This is a genomic window from Agrobacterium sp. DKPNP3, assembly GCF_052686535.1.
Window position 1 is genome coordinate 1 of the sequence record NZ_JBQYSN010000003.1, and the last position, 16,305, is coordinate 16,305.

Consider the following 16,305-nt stretch of genomic DNA (forward strand, 5'->3'; position numbering starts at 1 on the left):
TGGCCAGACCGAAGCGCTTCTCGAGCTTTACCTTGCCCGCAACAGCAGCTGGCTGCCGGCGCGCAAGACCGATATCGCCTTCGTGGCGGGTGACCGCAGCCTGAACGGCACCTTCCCGCTGTGGAGCATCCTCAAGAACCTGTCCATCGCCTCGCTCAGGGATATTTCATCCGCAGGCATGGTGGACAGGGCGAAGGAGACCGAACGCGGCGATCAGTGGAAAAAGCGCATCGAAATCCGCACGCCTGATATGGGCAACAAGATCCTGTCCCTCTCCGGCGGCAACCAGCAGAAGGTGCTTTTCGCCCGTGCGCTCGCCACCACCGCCAGCACCGTCTTGATGGACGACCCGATGCGCGGCGTTGATATCGGCACGAAACAGGAGGTCTACGATATCTTGAGAACTGAAGCCTCTCACGGCCGCACCTTCATCTGGTACTCCACCGAAATGGATGAAATCCGCCTTTGTGACCGGGTCTACGTCTTCCGCGATGGCGCCATCCAGGCTGAACTCGTCGGCGATGACATTACCGAGCAGAATGTATTGGCCGCCTCCTTTGCCGGAGAAGACCACGCATGAAACTCTCGGCAAACGCCCTCCGCCTCGTCATTCCCGCCGCCTCGCTCGCTTTCCTGCTCGCCGCGGTCTTCTACATGCAGCCGCGTGCCATGAGCTACACCGGCATGAACCTGCTGTTCAATCTGGCGGTGCCCATCGCGCTCGCCACCATTGCGCAGATGCTGATCATGTCGGTCAACGATCTCGACCTGTCGATGGGCACCTTCGTCAGCTTCTGCGCCTGCGTCACCGCCACCTTCCTGCAAACGACGCCCCTGCTCGGTATTGCGATCTTTGTGGGAGCGATTGCGGTTTATGCTGTGCTTGGGGCCGTCATCCATATCCGCGCCCTGCCCTCCATCGTTGTCACGCTCGGCATGAGCTTCGTCTGGGGCGGCCTCGCCGTTCTTATTCTGCCTTCGCCCGGCGGTCAGGCGCCAGCCTTCATCCGCACCCTGATGACGGCGAAACCGCCTTTCGTGCCGATCGCGATCGTCGCCAACATCCTGATTGCGGTCATCGCCCATTATATCGTCATGCGCTCCTCGTTCGGCGTGCTGATGCGCGGCGTCGGCGGAAATTTCCGCTCTGTCGAGCGTTCCGGCTGGTCGGTCATCGGCATCCGCGCCGCCACCTTTGCGCTGGCCGGTTTCTTCGCGGTGCTGTCCGGTATCGCCCTTGTGGGCCTGACGACATCGGCCGACGCCAATATCGCCCTGCGCTACACGCTGCTGTCGATCGCCGGCGTCATTCTCGGCGGCGGTGAATTCGTCGGCGGCAGGGTCTCGCCCATCGGGGCTGTCATCGGCGCTTTGACGCTGACGCTCGCAGGCTCCTTCCTGTCCTTCATGCGCATTTCGCCGGACTGGCAGATCGGTGCCCAAGGGGCGATCCTTATCATCGTGCTTGCACTGCGCATCCTGCTCAACCGTCTCGAAAAGCGGGAGAAAAACCAATGAATGGGCTCGCTTCCATCACCAGAAAACCATGGATCTGGTCTTTTGCCGCAACCGTTGCGGTGTGGATCGTCACCGTGCTCTTCACCGGCGGCGCAAGCTCCTTCGGCCTGTCGCATGCCGCCCTCACCTTCGCGGCGTTCTCCGTCATCGTCGGCATCGGCCAGATGTTCGTGATCACGCTCGGACCGGGTAATATCGACCTCTGCGTTCCCGCGACGATGACGCTATCCGGCACGCTTGCCCTGAAATTCATGGATGTGTCGGACAGTCTCATCCTGCCCGGACTGCTGATCGCCATTCTGATCGGCGTTGCCATCGGCATCGGTAATTATGCGCTGATCAAGCTCCTGCGCATCCCGCCGATCATCGCGACGCTGTCGATGAGCTTCATCGTGCAATCCATCGCCATCTGGTCAAACCGTGGTCTGCGCATCAAGCCGCCGGAAACATTGGCGACATTCGCGATATCTAGCTCTTTCGGCATCCCGAACGTCGCGCTCGTCGCACTGTTACTCTCGGTCGTCGCCTGGCTCCTGCTCGACCGCACATTTTACGGACGCTGGATTGCCGCCATCGGCCAAAGCCCCTTCGCTGCCCGCATGACCGGTATTCCAGTGGATGGCGCACGTTTCGTCACCTATGTGCTCTGCGCGGTGCTGGCGGCAATTGCCGGTTATCTGCTCGCCAGCTTCTCCGGAGGTGCGGCGCTTAACATGGGATCGGAATATCTGCTGATGTCCATCGCCGTCGTTGTCATTGGCGGCACGGCGGTCGCGGGCGGCGATTCCAATGTTCCCGGCATCTGGGGCGCTTCGCTCTTCATGTTCCTGGTGGTTTCGATGCTGAATACCTATGGTTTCGGCGCCGGGATCCGCCTCATCCTCACCGGCCTCATCATCATTTCCGTCATCCTTCTGGCGAGCGGCCGCAAGGTCACACGCTGAACCACGAACGACAAGCCGAAAAGCGGACCACGCTCATGACCACAGACAAGACCTCCCCTTACGAAATCCACGATGATCGCTTTCGCCACCTGATTGTCGGCAATGCGGAACTGGAAGAGCTTTATTCCGGCTGCCGCTGGGCCGAAGGACCGGTGTGGTTTGCCGATCTCAACTGCCTGCTGTTCAGCGATATTCCCAATGAGCGCATGCTGCGCTGGGTGCCGGACGGCGGGATTTCAGTTTTTCGCCAACCCTCGAACTTCACCAACGGCAACACCCGCGACCGGCAGGGGCGGCTCGTCTCCTGCGAACATGGCGGTCGCCGCGTCACCCGCACCGAGGTCGACGGCTCGATCACCGTTCTCGCCGACAGCTACGACGGCAAGCGGCTGAACTCCCCCAATGACGTGGTGGTCAAATCCGATGGCAGCGTCTGGTTCACCGACCCGACCTACGGCATTCTTTCCGACTACGAGGGCTACAAGGCCGAGCCGGAGCAGAAGACCCGCAATGTCTACCGGCTCGATCCCGCCACCGGAAAGATCGACATCGCCATCAACGACTTCGTGCAGCCGAACGGCCTTGCCTTTTCGCCAGACGAGACAAAGCTTTATGTCGCCGACAGTTCCTACAGCCACGATGTCTCCCGCCCGCGCCATATCCGCGTCTTCGACGTCGTGGATGGCATCAAACTCGCCAACGGCCGGGAGTTCTGCAATCTCGACAACGGCCTGCCGGATGGCTTTCGCCTCGACACGGACGGCAATCTGTGGACAAGCGCGGGTGATGGCGTGCACTGCTTTGCGCCTGACGGTACGCTCATCGGCAAGATCAAGGTACCGCAGACAGTGGCGAACCTCACCTTCGGCGGCCCGAAGAAGAACCGGCTGTTCATCACCGCAACGAAATCACTGTACTCGGTCTATGTCGCCGCAACCGGTGCACAAACGCCCTGAGATCGGAAAAGACCGGTCCGGAAGGGCGTGGCAAGGTCACTTCAGGGCGCTATAATTGCGCCATGAGCGACGATTCAGACCTGTTCCTGACTGATGACATGGAGTTCGACGGCGACAAACCCGCCGTTGAACCTACCAGCCGCATGCTGTCCTGGGCACGCAATTCCGCGCTCTACCGGCTGGAACAACGCATGATGACGGAGAAGCAACTACGCGACGCCATCATGCGCAAGGCGCGAGTGAAATTCGAGACTATAAGCACCGCCCAGGTAAGGGCGCTCGGCGATTTTGCGGTCCGTTTCGCTTACGACATCAAGGCGCTTGACGATACCGCCTTTGCTGAAATCACGGTGAGAAGCGGCCAGCGCAGTGGCAAATCGAAACGGGGGCTGGCGCAAAAACTCCAGTTAAAGGGGGTAGACCGGGAGACCGCTGCCGTCGCACTCCAGGAGACTGACGATCTTATCGCTGCCATCAATTTTGCGAGAAAACGCGCATTTGGTCCCTTTCGTCGGGTCGAATTTGATGAGAAGCGCAAGGCAAAAGAATTTTCGGCCTTCGCGAGAAACGGTTTCAGCTTCGAAATCGGGTCGAAGGTTATGTCGATGACGACGGAAGAAGCAGAAAACATTTTATCCGAAGCGCCGCTCTGACATTATTGCGGCAGCGGATGGGTCTTCAGATACGCGATCAGGTCGGCGATATCGGTGTCGCTCCAAAGTCCGAAAAACCGCATTGCATTTCCAGGTATCGCCTTCTTTGGACTGGAGAGAAATTTCTGAAGCTCTTCCTCAGACCAGACGCGACCGGCCGCGCCCGCATCCTTCAGCGCCTGCGAATAATGGCCATAATCTGCGACGGAAGCCATAGGCCGGCCAACCACACCCATCAGATGCGGCCCCATGCGTGTGCGCGGTGCGTCGATGCTATGGCAGGTGGAACAGCGGCTGAAAACCTTCTCGCCATGCGCGGCATCGCCATCTGCAAAGGCGCTCGCCGCAAGCAACAGGAAAAACGCGGCTGCGGCCGCAGCTTGTATGGACATGGAAATCATGGCCCTGATCCTACAACGCCCTCTCCGTCTGACAACGAAGAGGGCGTGTTTTTGACATGCGACAGAATGCCCGGTGCGAGTAGCGGGCAATTTGCCGATTAGTTCATGGCGGTCAGCGTCACAGACGTACCGGTCGCGGCGAGGTTGAGCCCAACCTGGCCGGTCACGCTGACCGTCTGCAGCTGGATGGAGCCGGAAGTGCCGCCAACGAGAACGTTGGTGCCGACGCCAAGACCCACGGTGACTTCAGCCGTTGCGCCCTGATAGAGGCCGCCCAGCGAGCCGCGGTGGTAACCGGCAGTCGGGGCGAAAACGGCCCAGACCAGACGACCCTGCGTGGTGAAACCGAGGTCAACGCCCATCTTGCGGATGGCGCCGGTATAGTGGTCGGTGCGACGCGCGCCGATCGTGGACTGGAAGGTGCAGTCCAGTTCCTTGGCAGAGCCGAGAACATAACCGACGCCGCCGCCGATATCGCAGGTGAGGTAGCCGATCTTCACGCCATTACGGTCGTCCTGCTCGCGAGGAGCGGGTTCATATCCTGCAAGGTCAGCAGCAACAGCGGAGGCTACTCCACCGAGGCCCATGGTCAATGCGGCAAAAGTTACGGCAACAGCCTTTTTCATTTGATCTTCTCCTGTTTTATTCTACCCGCAGCAGCCCTTCTTGCCCTCTCCGGATATTGAATTCCGCACTGTTAACGTTTGTTCCGAAAAATCGATCCAAAACAACTTAATTGGAGGCGATGAAAGCGGCGCGGTTAACAATGTCTGATCGGGCTAGGCGGCCATTAAGACATTGTTAGGGCGGCAAATGAGCGGGGATTTGCCGTTTAACACCCGTCGTTATCACCCGTTGTTTTGCTGCAACAACTCAGAGCGGCAATGCGACAGGAAAGCCCGTGGCTGGGTGGATCATGACATCCATGCGGACGCCGTAGATTAGCTCAAGCGTCTCCGGCGTCATGATCTCTTTGGGCGTTCCCCTGGCGATGAGATTGCCGGAATGGAGCGCAACGATCTCGTCGCAGAACCTTGCCGCCATGTTGACATCATGCAGCACAACGATAATGCCGAGGCCCTTTTCGCGGGATAGCCTCTGAACAAGTGACAGCACTTCGATCTGGTGCGCCATATCAAGCGCGGAGATGGGCTCGTCGAGAAGCAGGCTTTCGGCATTCTGCGCCACCAGCATGGCGAGCCACACACGTTGGCGCTCGCCGCCGGAAAGCGTATCCACCAGCCGATCACGGAAGGCAACGGTATCGGTGAGCTCGATCGCTTCATCCACCTTGTCCTGATCTGCGCGGGTGAATTGCCCGAGCGCTCCGTGCCAGGGATAACGGCCAAGCGCTACCAGTTCCTTGGCCAGCATGCCGGAGGCGGCCGGTGTATATTGCGGCAGATACGCAAGCTTGCGCGCGAATTCGCGGTTGCCCCAGGCATTTAAGGACATACCCTCGAACGAAACCCGGCCGGCCGTTGGCGCCTGGATGCGCGCCAGGATCTTGAGCAGCGTCGATTTTCCAGAACCGTTATGTCCTATCAGGCCGATAGTCTTGCCGGTTGAAAAACATGTCGTCAACGGCTGCAACAACGTCCTGCCCGGCACCGCCATGGTGACGCCATCAAGAGAAAAAAGCGGTGTATCTTGATCGACTGCCAGTGCTGCCTGACCCATGTTTCTCACCTCTATATATCGTTCAAAAATTCATCGCCTGCCCGACAGCCAGATCAGATAGGGGGCACCGGCGAGCGCTGCAAAAAGCCCAAGCGGCAGTTCATAGGGGAACGTCACCGTTCGCGCACCAAGATCGGAAAGCGCCATGAGCACCGCGCCGAACAGGAAGGAAGCAAGCAGGTGGCCGCGTGGCATCGTGAACCCGGCGCGCAGCGCAATATGCGGCGCCATTAATCCGACGAAGCTCAGCGGCCCGACGAGTAGCGAGGCAGCACCTGTGGCAATGCCGGCAACGGCGATCACCGCAATGCGTGCACCACTCAGCGGAAGGCCCAACGAGACTGGTACGTCACGGCCGAGGGGAAGGATCGTCAGCCATCGCGTCAATGACAGAGACGCGGCCAGAAGTACGGCGGACATGATCGCGAGAAAGACCGCCGATGCCGGGGTCGCCGTCGAGCCGGACCCGCTCAGCCAGGCGAGAATTTGCCAGGCACGCTGGTCGCCTATGGCAAGCAAGGCTGAAAGGACAGCCGAGCAGAGCGAACTGACGGCGATGCCGGCGAGCAGGATTTTTTCCGGTGCAAGGTGGCGGCGCACGGCGAAGAAGAGCACGAGGATCATGACCAGTGCGGCGCCTATGCCGGCGCCGCTAAACAGTTCGAACAATCCGGCTGCCGGAAAAATCGTTATGGCGGCAGCGAAGCCGAGGCCCGCGCCCCCACTAACGCCGATCACCTCCGGGCTCGCCATGGGGTTGCCGGTGAGGCGTTGAAGAAGTGCACCGGCCATCGCCAGAAGACCGCCCGCGGCCATGGCGGCCGCCAAACGCGGCCAGCGGAACGGCAAGAGGCTTTCAAGGTCTCCCGTCGTCAGCATTGTCCAGCCTTCAGGTCCCCTGCCGATAACAAGCCCTGCGAAAACCAGCACAGCCATCAAGACAAGCACCGGCGAGAGCGCCGCAAGCTGCCGTCTTTTTGCCGGCTCCGCCCCCTCGCCTCTGGTGACATTGGTCGGCCGGATTTTTGGAAGCAGCCAGAGAAGCAATGGACCGCCGATCAGCGCCGTGACTGCACCCGTTGGGAAAACCTCCGCCGTCGTGCTCGCCAGAAGCTGAACGAGACCATCGCAGAAACAGAGCAGCAAGCCGCCCAGAAGCGGCGACAGGAAAAGCACGGAAGACGAGCGGCGAACGCCAAACGCCCGGGTGAGTGCGGGCGCCGCAAGGCCTATGAAGCTGACAAGGCCGACTGCCGCAGCAACAAAGGCCGCCAGCATGACGGCAACTGCCGCGACCGCAAGCCTGACGTAAAAAAGCGATAGACCAAGGGACTGCGCGCCGGAATCGCCGAGCCCGAGAACCGTCAGCGGTCGGATCAACAGTGCGGTCAGCACAAGTCCCGCCAAAAGCTGGAAGGCCAGCAGGATAACGTTGGACCAGTCCTGCTGGCTAAGCGAGCCGCCATTCCAGACGACCAGCGACATGAGATATTCGCCCTGCGCAAGTGTGAGCGCCGCGGCAAGGGAGGCGGCGGTGATGCCGACCAGCAGGCCAGAGACCACCATCGTCACAGGCTCGAAGGAGCGCCGCCAGCCGAGAAGGAATACGATGCTTGCCGCCACCGAAGCTCCGGCCAGCGCCACCCACACTCGGTTACCGTCGAGAACAGAAGGAAAGAACAGGGTGGCGATCACGATGGCGAGCTGGGCCCCAGCCGAGATCCCGAGCGTGGAAGGATCGGCGATCGGATTGCGCAGCAACTGCTGGAAAAGCGCACCCGAAAGACCCAGCATCGCGCCCGCCAAAATGGCGACCGCCATACGTGGCATCAGGCTGAAGGCAAGAATGACCTGATCCATCGACATGGAAGCGGCGTCGAAGGGGAGGCTTGGCCATGCATCGAAAGGTAGCCGTTGCAACCCGGCATGCAGCGAAAGAGCCGAGGCCAGAATGAAGATGAACCCCAGAAAAATCTGCAGTGGCCGCGCCGTCAAAGGCTGTCTCCCCTGGCAAGCATGGCTTCCGTCAAGAGCCGCGCGAAACGCATGCCGGCAGTGATACCGCCATAAGGCGCGACATTGGCAAGTTCGACGACCCGACCGTCCCGCACGGCTGGCAAGGCCCGCCAGATGGCACTATTTCGCAGGCTTTCACGCGCCTCTACCGGAATGTCGGAGACGATGACGATGCGCGCTTCCGGCGACGCTGCGAGATTTTCGATCGGCACGGGCGCCGCGAAGGTAAACTGCGAACGATCGACCCAGGCATTGGCCAGCCCCAGCCGGCCGAGAATGTCCCCGAACATGCTGTCCGAACCAAAAGCACGAAAATGCCTGGCATCACCGATATTGATGACGTAGGTCGGCCGCCCGGAAAAAGCCGCGAGCCGGGCGCGCATGGTTTGCAGCGCCTTTTCCGTCTCTGCGAGAACCCGTTGCGCTTCCTCCGTCCGGTCGAGTCTCTGACCAAGAGCCGTTACCGCCGCGAGCGCCTTGCCGAAGGGCGGCTCGCCTTTCACATAAAACGGCAGGGAGAAGACGGGGGCAATCGTCTCCAGCCTGCTGGTATAGCGGGTGTAGAAGGGCGATATCAGGATGAGATCGGGTCTGGAGAGTTGCAAAAGTTCGAAGTTCGGGGCACCCCGAAGGCCAAGATCCGCGACGCTGCGAGGAAGTGTCGGCTCGACCGCGCCGGCCCTGAACTGAATCAGCTCCGTCGCCGCGACGGGTATGACGCCGAGGGCCACAGATGTCTCGAGCATCGCCCAGTCAATGGCCGCGATACGCGGCGTCGCAGCCGCCCGCGCCGTCCTCACAAAAGCCGACGCGGCGAGCAGACCTAAAAACTCCCGCCGTCCCCACAAAGGGGACATCCATCGATCCCTGCGTCCCATGCCCGTGCTGTTTCACTTTCGATATGGCGTTACCAACGATAGGTCAGCTTGCCCATGATGGTCCTGCCGTCACCGTAGTAGCATCCGAAAGTGGAGCAATTAGAAATATATTCTTTATCAGTCAAGTTTTGCGCGAGAAGCGAAGCACGGTAACCGTTCTTCTCATAATGCACACCGAGATCGAGAAGAGCGATGCCCTTCATCTCAAAGGCGTTTGCGGCATCGCCATAGCGCTTCCCGACATAACGGACACCGCCGCCGATGCCGAAACCCTCAAGCGCCGTATCTTCTGCAAAAGTGTAATCCAGCCAGAGGCTCGCCGCATGCCGGGGGGTGCTATCAAGCTCCTTGCCGTCATTCACACGGCCGGAAACCTCGCTGTCCATGTAGGTGTAGGCCGCCCGCAGGTCGAGCCCGTCAGTAAGGCTTGCCACGCCTTCGAGCTCGAGGCCCCTCACATGTGCCTCGTCCATCTGCTGCGTCACGCCGCCAACGGTCGTGGTCACATTCTTCTGCTTCAAATCGTAGATCGCGGCCGAAAAGAACCCGTCAAACCCATCAGGTTGATATTTAATGCCCGCTTCCCATTGTTCGCCAGTGGTCGGTTTCGGCGCATCGCCGACAGCAGGCTGCGGCACAGGCTCGAAGGAGGTCGCGTAACTGACATAGGGGGCGATGCCGCCAGCGAAGAGATAGCTCACGCCGACGCGACCTGTCAGTTTGTGGTCATCCTTGTCGAGCGAGCGGTAGGTGGTGCCGTTGAACGTCGTGCCGCTGGTGCTTGCCCAATCCTGTCGCAGACCGGCGGTGATCCGCCAGTTTTCGATCGCCATCTCATCCTGCGCGTAAAGACCGATCTGGGAAATATCCGTTTTCACATCGGCATAAAGCGTGCGCGCGGTGAGGCTGATCGGCCCGCCATAGGTTGGGTTGACTGGATTGAGCGGCGTTGCGGCCCAGAATTCTGTTTTGACGTTATTATCGAAATAGCGGTAGTCCAGACCGACGAGCAACGTATGATCGATCGGTCCTGTGGCAAAATCGGCCTGCAGGCTGTTGTCGATGTTGAAGGTGTTCAACAGCTCGTCCTGAAAGGTCGCGTTACGGCGAATGAGGCTGCCGATCATTCCGCCACCCGTCGAAGACGTGCCGAGCGCCCGGTAAGACCAGTCGAAATTCGAGTAACGGACATTCTGGCGGAACGTGAAGGTGTCGTCGAAACGGTGCTCGAATTCGTAACCAATCGTCGCGAACTTGCGGTTTGACGTATCGAAGGACGGATCGCCAACGGAAAAGCTGCGATCCAGCATGTTGCCGGGCCTGAAGTAGGTGAGAGCGGCCGGAAGACCGGAGGGAGAACTTGGATTATCGTGCTGATAGGAGGCGAGCACTGTGAGCTTCGTATCCTCGTCCGGCTGCCATGTCAGCGCCGGGGCGATGAAATAACGGTCGTTTTCCAGACCGTCTGTTTGAAGATGGGCATTTCGTGCAACGCCCGTCAGGCGATAGGCAAAAGTGTCACTCTCCCCAACCGGACCGCCAATGTCGAACATCGACTGATATTGATCATAGCTGCCGACCTGCGCGCCAACTTCGCCAAAGCGCTCGAATGTAGGCCGCTTGCTGATGAGATTGATGAGACCGCCGGGATTGCCCTGGCCATAAAGGACTGAAGCCGGCCCGCGGATGACCTCCACCCGCTCAAGCCCGTAGACTTCGTAAGACGGCGCACCAGCCGTGCGCATCAGCCGCAGGCTATTCAAAAACTGCAGCTGATTGCCCTGGAAACCACGAATGCGAGGTGCGTCGAAACGCGGATCAGCGCCAAACGGCTGCGCGACGACACCCGGCACATAATTCAGCGCTTCGCTGAGATTACGGACATTCTGCGCATCCATCTGGTCTCTGGTGATGACAGATACCGATTGCGGCGTTTCGATCAGCGATCGTCCCGTCTTGGTGGCACTGGCGCTTGACTTCGCCACGTAACCTTTGAGCGGCGCCTTGGGATCCTGAACGCTCGAACCATCGACGGTTATGGTCTGCAAAACTGTCGATGCGGCTTCCTGCGCAAGCGCGGCCTGATTGACGAATGCCGCGCAGGCAATGGCGGCGCACCCGCCCATCAAAATGGAGATGTGTTTCGTTTTGTTCTGCACGCCAAGACCCTTCATCATCCGCTGCTGCCCAAGCGGCATCCTTTCTGGAGAATTTCAGTCATCTTATTACGCAAGCTGTCGAGCGTGATCCAATAAGTGAAACAAGATTTTTTCATCATTATTGATTATGAAATTTGGCCGCGATAATAGTCTGGAATTATTCAAACGGCACTTGGAAGGCCACACCGTGGGCAGGAAACCGGCAAGCAGGACGGAGTCGTTTGAGCTGCGACATCTGCGCTACTTCACCACGCTGGTGGATGAGCGGAATTTCGAACGGGCGGCCGCCCGTCTGGGTATCGCTCAACCGGGTCTAAGCCAGCAGATCATGGCGCTGGAGCAAATCGTCGGGATGCCGTTGCTGGACCGTACACGCCGTTCGGTGAAGCTGACGACACCGGGTCAGCTTCTCTATGAGGATGCACGTAAAATTCTTGGCAGTGCCGAGGCAACGCTTGCGGCGCTAAAGCGTGTCGACCGGGGCGAAACCGGTCGCATTTCCATCGGTTATGTCGCCTCTGCGGCCTATTCCGGCATGATGATACAGGCCATTACCAGTTTTCGTGCCTCCCATCCCGATGTAGAGCTTCAACTGACGGAGATGGAAATGCGGTTGCAGCTCGCCAATATCGCGGATGGCAATCTGGACGTTGCCTTCATCCGCCCGCCCGCACCCGTTCCGGAAGGTGTCACGACACATGTCATTCTGCGCGAATCGCTGATGGCAGCACTTTCCGAAAGCCACCCCGCGGCCCATGCGCGACACGTCGATCTCAAGTCCCTCGCCAACGAAACGTTCATAACTCCCAGACAGCCACCAGATGTCGGCTTTCATCACAACACGATCGAAGCCTGCCACGAAGCAGGCTTCCAGCCACGTATCAGCGCAGAAGGACGGGACTACACGACCATCGCCAGCCTTGTGGCCATCGGCCTGGGCGTGGCACTGGTGCCGCGCTCGCTGGAGTGTCTGCGGTTGCCCGGTGTGCGCTACGTTCCGCTCGCAGCAAGCGCAACCACTTCGGATCTCGCCATCGCCCACCGCAAAACTGAAGCCTCTCCCGCTGTCAGGGCGTTCATTCTCCATACCCGCAGTTGAGGCGAGAGCGCCCAGCCATCGGCTGGACATTCGCGTCTCACTTTAATCGTACCCGATAGAAGTCGCTCGGATCCCTGACGTGCCGCTTCGTGCCGATCTGGCCTTGTGACGCTTTCATGACAAGCTTTCAGGTTGATGTCAGCAAAATCATGCATCCGCCATTGATCGGCCGGTGCGGATGCATGGACGATGGCATTTTCGCCATGTCCCATCGCAGCCCGCCCACTCTGAAATCTGGTGGATCTTGCATTGGCACTCTTTACGGCGAAAGCGACGGGAACAGCGACATATCGTCCCGAAATCGGCAGCGTATCACTCAGCCTGCTGACGTCGGCCTATCTGCTGTTTTTTGCGAACCGGACGTTCTGGTCGAAGGTCGATACCTATCTCTCCGCCTATCCGGTTGCCATCGTCGCGCTTTATGGCGCGATGTTCGCGCTTTTTGGCGCGCTGATCATCATTTTTTCGGCAAAATATATCATCAAGCCCTTTCTAATCGTCCTGATCTTCGCCTCGGCCGCGGCGTCCTGGTTCATGGATCGTTATGGCATCGTTATCGACAGCGATATGATCCGCAACGCCATGGAAACGACGCAGGCAGAGGCAGGCAACCTGATCACGCCCGGTTTTCTCTGGCATATGGCGATTTTCGGATTGGTGCCGTCGCTCCTCGTGATCATCGTCCGCGTCAGGCATCGGCCAATCCTCGAAAAGCTTCTGTGGAACACGATCAGTATCCTGGTCTGTCTCACCATCGCCGGCATCATCAGCTTCGCCAATTCCAAGACCTTCACCACCGCAATCCGCCAGCACAAGGACATCGTCAAAAGCGTCAATCCCCTGTCGCCGATCATGTCGACTGTCCATTATTTCACGCAGGCCGGTAAGGAGGTCGATATTCAGGTGAGCCCGCTGGGCCAAGACGCCAGGGTCCTCCCTGCTCTCGGCGGCATTCATAAACCGCGTGTCACCGTCATCGTGGCCGGTGAGACGGCGCGTGCTGCAAATTTCTCGCTCAACGGGTATGGGCGTGAAACCAATCCGGAGCTTGCCAAACGGAACGTGGTCTATTTCCCGAACACCACCAGCTGCGGCACCGCGACGGCAATTTCCATTCCCTGCATGTTCTCAAAATTCCCAAGGTCGCAATATAGCCACAGCAAGGCGCTCGCCAATGAGAACGTCATGGATGTTCTCGTCCACGCCGGCATCGGGGCGACGTGGCTTGACAACAATACCGGCAGCAAGAACGTGGCCGACCGCATCCCTTATTTCGACCTGCCTTCGACCAATGACAGCCGCTTCTGCACCGGTGGCGAATGCCGCGACGACATCTTCTTCGACAAGCTCGATGCCTGGCTCAACAACGTCACCAAGGACAGCGTGATCGTGCTTCACCAGATGGGCAGCCATGGCCCCACCTATTACCTGCGCTACACCGATGAATTCCGGAAATTCACACCCGATTGCCGCACCGCCGAACTCGGGAACTGCTCTGACACGGAAATCGTCAACTCTTACGACAACACCCTTCTTTACACCGACCACTTCCTGTCAACCGTGATCGACAAGCTGAAGGCCCGGTCGGACAAGCTGGCGACAGGCATGATTTACGCCTCCGACCACGGCGAATCGCTGGGCGAAAACGGCGTTTACCTGCATGGCGCACCTTACCTTCTGGCGCCAGACCAGCAGACCCATGTGCCGTTTCTGGTCTGGTTGGATGACGATTTCGCCAAATCGATGGGTCTCGACAAGGCCTGTCTGGCAAAGAGTGCCGCAGAAGGCGGACGCTCGCACGATAATTACTTCCACAGCATCCTTGGCATGATGAACGTCTCCACATCGGTCTACGATCCCTCGCTCGATGTCTTCGGCGGCTGCACCCAGCGTCAGAACAGCTAAAATACTGTGCTTGACGCTTATCCGGGGAAAGAGATACGCAAGACGAAGCGATAGAGGGAGCTGTCTTGCGGGTTCTGCTGGTTGAAGACGATCATGTGCTGGGAGAAGCGCTGCGGGACCATGTCGCGGCGGCGGGCCACGCTGTCGACTGGTTCAAGACACTCGGCGATGCCACGGCTGCGACGCTGACGATGGATTACGGCCTCATCCTGCTCGATATGCGCCTGCCGGATGGCGAAGGGATCACCCTCTTGCAAACACTGCGTCAGCGCGACGACGCGACGCCTGTGATCATTCTGACAGCTCACGACCAGGTGTCTGACCGCATTGCCGGCCTGAATGCCGGGGCGGACGACTATCTCGTCAAGCCCTTCGATCTCAATGAACTTTCAGCGCGCATGCTGGCCGTGTCCCGCCGCTACGAAGGACGCTCCGCACCTGTCATCCGTCTGCCCGGCATTGAGATTAACCAGGTGGCGCGCAATATCACGGTTGATGGAACGGCGCAGACGCTCAGCGCCCGCGAATGGGCCGTGCTGGAAAAACTGGTAGAGCATCCGGGCGCCGTTGTTTCGAAGGCGCAACTCCATGATACGCTTTACGAATTTGGCGCGGAAATAGAAAGCAACACGGTCGAGGTCTATATCAGCCGGCTGCGCAAGAAAATCGGCCATGACCGCGTGGAGACCGTGCGCGGCGTCGGCTACACCATCAAGTAGACGAACCCAGGCAGAAACACATGGCCAGACCGACCAGCATGACGCGCAAACTTGTGACGGCGCTGACAAGTGTTGTTGCCATATCCTGGCTGATTGCCTGCGGCCTGGGCATCATGGTAATGCAGGATGAGTTTGCCGAGATTTTCGATGCGGGCCTTGAAGAGACGGCGGAAAGGTTGCTGCCGCTTTTGCTCGACGACCTGCGTGAAAACAATACGGCGCCAGCTGCGCAAAAACTGAACCAGTCGGCGGAAGGCGCCGAATATCTGACCTATCAGGTTCGCGACCGCGAAGGCCAGGTCGTGTTGCACTCGCACGACAGTTCGACCGAGCCTTTCGAGGTCTCCCTTGATGCCGGTTTTTCGGAAACGTCCTCGCAGCGCATTTTCACCGTCGTTTCGCCTGATGGAAATTATTTCCTTCAGGTCGCCGATGCCTTTGCCAATCGCCGCGAAGCGATCGTGGAGGCGGGCAGCGCATTGGTATTGCCCGTGCTCATTCTCATTCCTGCCAGCATTATTGCTGTTATCGTCGTGGTGCGGCGCGCCCTGCAGCCGGTGCAGACGTTGCGAGATGAGATCGGCAAGAAGGACGGCGGCAATCTTGCGCCGCTCGCAACGCAACCTTTCCCACCGGAACTGCATCCGATTGCACGATCGGTCAACCTGCTGCTTGGGCGTTTGCGTTCCACGATCGACGCGGAGCGGGAATTCACTGCCAATAGCGCCCACGAACTGCGCACGCCGATTGCGGGCGCTCTGGCGCAGGCGCAGCGGCTTCGTGCCGATATCCCCCCGGCGCTTGCGCCACGTGTCGAAAACATCGAGAAATCCCTTCAGCATCTTGCCCATCTGGCTGAAAAGCTGCTTCAGATGTCGCGGGCAGAAGCCAGAATCGGCCTGACCGACAAGACAAGCGATCTCATTCCCGTCCTCGAACTGATCATTGACGATATGAGCAGAACGGCGATCGGGGTGTGGCGCATCCGCTTCGTCAATCGCTGTGAGGGCGGCCTGTGCGGCAGGATCGGCCCGGACGCCTTCGGCATCATCATCCGCAATCTTCTCGAAAATGCGCTGATCCACAGCCCGACGAAAAGCCCCGTTCAGGTCTTCGCGGAGGCAGACGGCACGATCCGAGTCGTCAATGCCGGAGCGGCCGTCGACCCCGTCCTCTTACCCAAACTGACGACACGTTTCACCAGAGGCCAGACCGCGGCAGACGGCACCGGGCTTGGCCTTGCCATCGTCAAAAGCCTTGTCGAACAGACAGGCGGGACGCTGACGCTGTCGTCACCAGCCACCGGCCAGCAAGACGGTTTTGAGGCGAGGGTTACCATCCCCGTCGAGGCCACCTGACTGTCGAAAAAAAGCCCCG

15 protein-coding genes are annotated in these 16,305 nt (G+C 59.4%); 9 read left to right on the forward strand and 6 right to left on the reverse strand.

The window, feature by feature from the left end:
* The 5 genes from ACUTJJ_RS01385 to recX form a co-directional block, all read left to right on the forward strand.
* Positions 1-580 (forward strand): ATP-binding cassette domain-containing protein (locus tag ACUTJJ_RS01385; protein WP_445541053.1); only part of this gene is annotated, 580 nt, incomplete at its 5' end.
* Positions 577-1,518, forward strand: coding sequence for an ABC transporter permease (locus tag ACUTJJ_RS01390; RefSeq protein WP_445541054.1), 942 nt, complete (start codon positions 577-579; stop codon positions 1,516-1,518). The genes ACUTJJ_RS01385 and ACUTJJ_RS01390, both read left to right, overlap by 4 nt.
* Complete coding sequence (locus tag ACUTJJ_RS01395; RefSeq protein WP_296072369.1) at positions 1,515-2,462, forward strand: ABC transporter permease; 948 nt, start codon at positions 1,515-1,517, stop codon at positions 2,460-2,462. The genes ACUTJJ_RS01390 and ACUTJJ_RS01395 overlap by 4 nt, the downstream gene beginning before the upstream one ends.
* A 35-nt stretch (positions 2,463-2,497) precedes the next feature.
* The gene (locus ACUTJJ_RS01400) at positions 2,498-3,418 is read left to right on the forward strand and encodes an SMP-30/gluconolactonase/LRE family protein (protein ID WP_296072366.1); all 921 of its coding nucleotides are present in this window, start codon (positions 2,498-2,500) and stop codon (positions 3,416-3,418) included.
* A gap of 62 nt (positions 3,419-3,480) precedes the next feature.
* A complete protein-coding gene (gene recX, locus ACUTJJ_RS01405) occupies positions 3,481-4,071 on the forward strand; it encodes a recombination regulator RecX (RefSeq protein WP_063947109.1) in 591 nt (196 codons plus the stop codon).
* A 2-nt stretch (positions 4,072-4,073) separates the two neighbouring features.
* Here the strand turns inward: recX and ACUTJJ_RS01410 are convergent, their stop codons facing one another.
* The 6 genes from ACUTJJ_RS01410 to ACUTJJ_RS01435 form a co-directional block, all read right to left on the reverse strand.
* Positions 4,074-4,472 carry a c-type cytochrome gene (locus tag ACUTJJ_RS01410; protein ID WP_296072363.1) on the reverse strand — a complete coding sequence of 133 codons (399 nt, stop codon included), beginning with the start codon at positions 4,470-4,472 and terminating at the stop codon, positions 4,074-4,076.
* Between the two features lie 98 nt (positions 4,473-4,570).
* Positions 4,571-5,098, reverse strand: coding sequence for a DUF992 domain-containing protein (locus ACUTJJ_RS01415; RefSeq protein WP_063947108.1), 528 nt, complete (start codon positions 5,096-5,098; stop codon positions 4,571-4,573).
* 247 nt (positions 5,099-5,345) lie between these two features.
* The gene (locus tag ACUTJJ_RS01420; RefSeq protein ID WP_063947107.1) at positions 5,346-6,152 is read right to left on the reverse strand and encodes an ATP-binding cassette domain-containing protein; all 807 of its coding nucleotides are present in this window, start codon (positions 6,150-6,152) and stop codon (positions 5,346-5,348) included.
* A gap of 30 nt (positions 6,153-6,182) precedes the next feature.
* The gene (fhuB, locus tag ACUTJJ_RS01425; RefSeq protein WP_445541055.1) at positions 6,183-8,147 is read right to left on the reverse strand and encodes a Fe(3+)-hydroxamate ABC transporter permease FhuB; all 1,965 of its coding nucleotides are present in this window, start codon (positions 8,145-8,147) and stop codon (positions 6,183-6,185) included.
* Positions 8,144-9,046 (reverse strand): iron-siderophore ABC transporter substrate-binding protein, encoded by a 903-nt coding sequence (locus ACUTJJ_RS01430; protein WP_296072356.1) that lies wholly within the window; start codon positions 9,044-9,046, stop codon positions 8,144-8,146. Before ACUTJJ_RS01430 ends, fhuB begins: the two co-directional genes overlap by 4 nt.
* Positions 9,047-9,075: 29 nt before the next feature.
* Positions 9,076-11,223: a TonB-dependent siderophore receptor gene (locus tag ACUTJJ_RS01435; protein ID WP_296072354.1), complete on the reverse strand. Its 2,148-nt coding sequence runs from the start codon at positions 11,221-11,223 to the stop codon at positions 9,076-9,078.
* Between the two features lie 109 nt (positions 11,224-11,332).
* Here ACUTJJ_RS01435 and ACUTJJ_RS01440 point away from each other — a divergent pair, with 109 nt between their 5' ends.
* The 4 genes from ACUTJJ_RS01440 to ACUTJJ_RS01455 all read left to right on the forward strand — a co-directional run bounded on the left by ACUTJJ_RS01440 (position 11,333) and on the right by ACUTJJ_RS01455 (position 16,286).
* Positions 11,333-12,304, forward strand: a complete 972-nt coding sequence (locus ACUTJJ_RS01440; RefSeq protein ID WP_296072353.1) for a LysR family transcriptional regulator — start codon at positions 11,333-11,335, stop codon at positions 12,302-12,304.
* Positions 12,305-12,541: 237 nt separating this feature from the next.
* Positions 12,542-14,209, forward strand: coding sequence for a phosphoethanolamine transferase (locus ACUTJJ_RS01445; protein ID WP_296072352.1), 1,668 nt, complete (start codon positions 12,542-12,544; stop codon positions 14,207-14,209).
* A gap of 65 nt (positions 14,210-14,274) precedes the next feature.
* Positions 14,275-14,928: a response regulator gene (locus ACUTJJ_RS01450; protein WP_144578582.1), complete on the forward strand. Its 654-nt coding sequence runs from the start codon at positions 14,275-14,277 to the stop codon at positions 14,926-14,928.
* 20 nt (positions 14,929-14,948) lie between these two features.
* Complete coding sequence (locus ACUTJJ_RS01455; protein WP_296072351.1) at positions 14,949-16,286, forward strand: sensor histidine kinase; 1,338 nt, start codon at positions 14,949-14,951, stop codon at positions 16,284-16,286.
* Positions 16,287-16,305 lie beyond the last annotated feature (19 nt).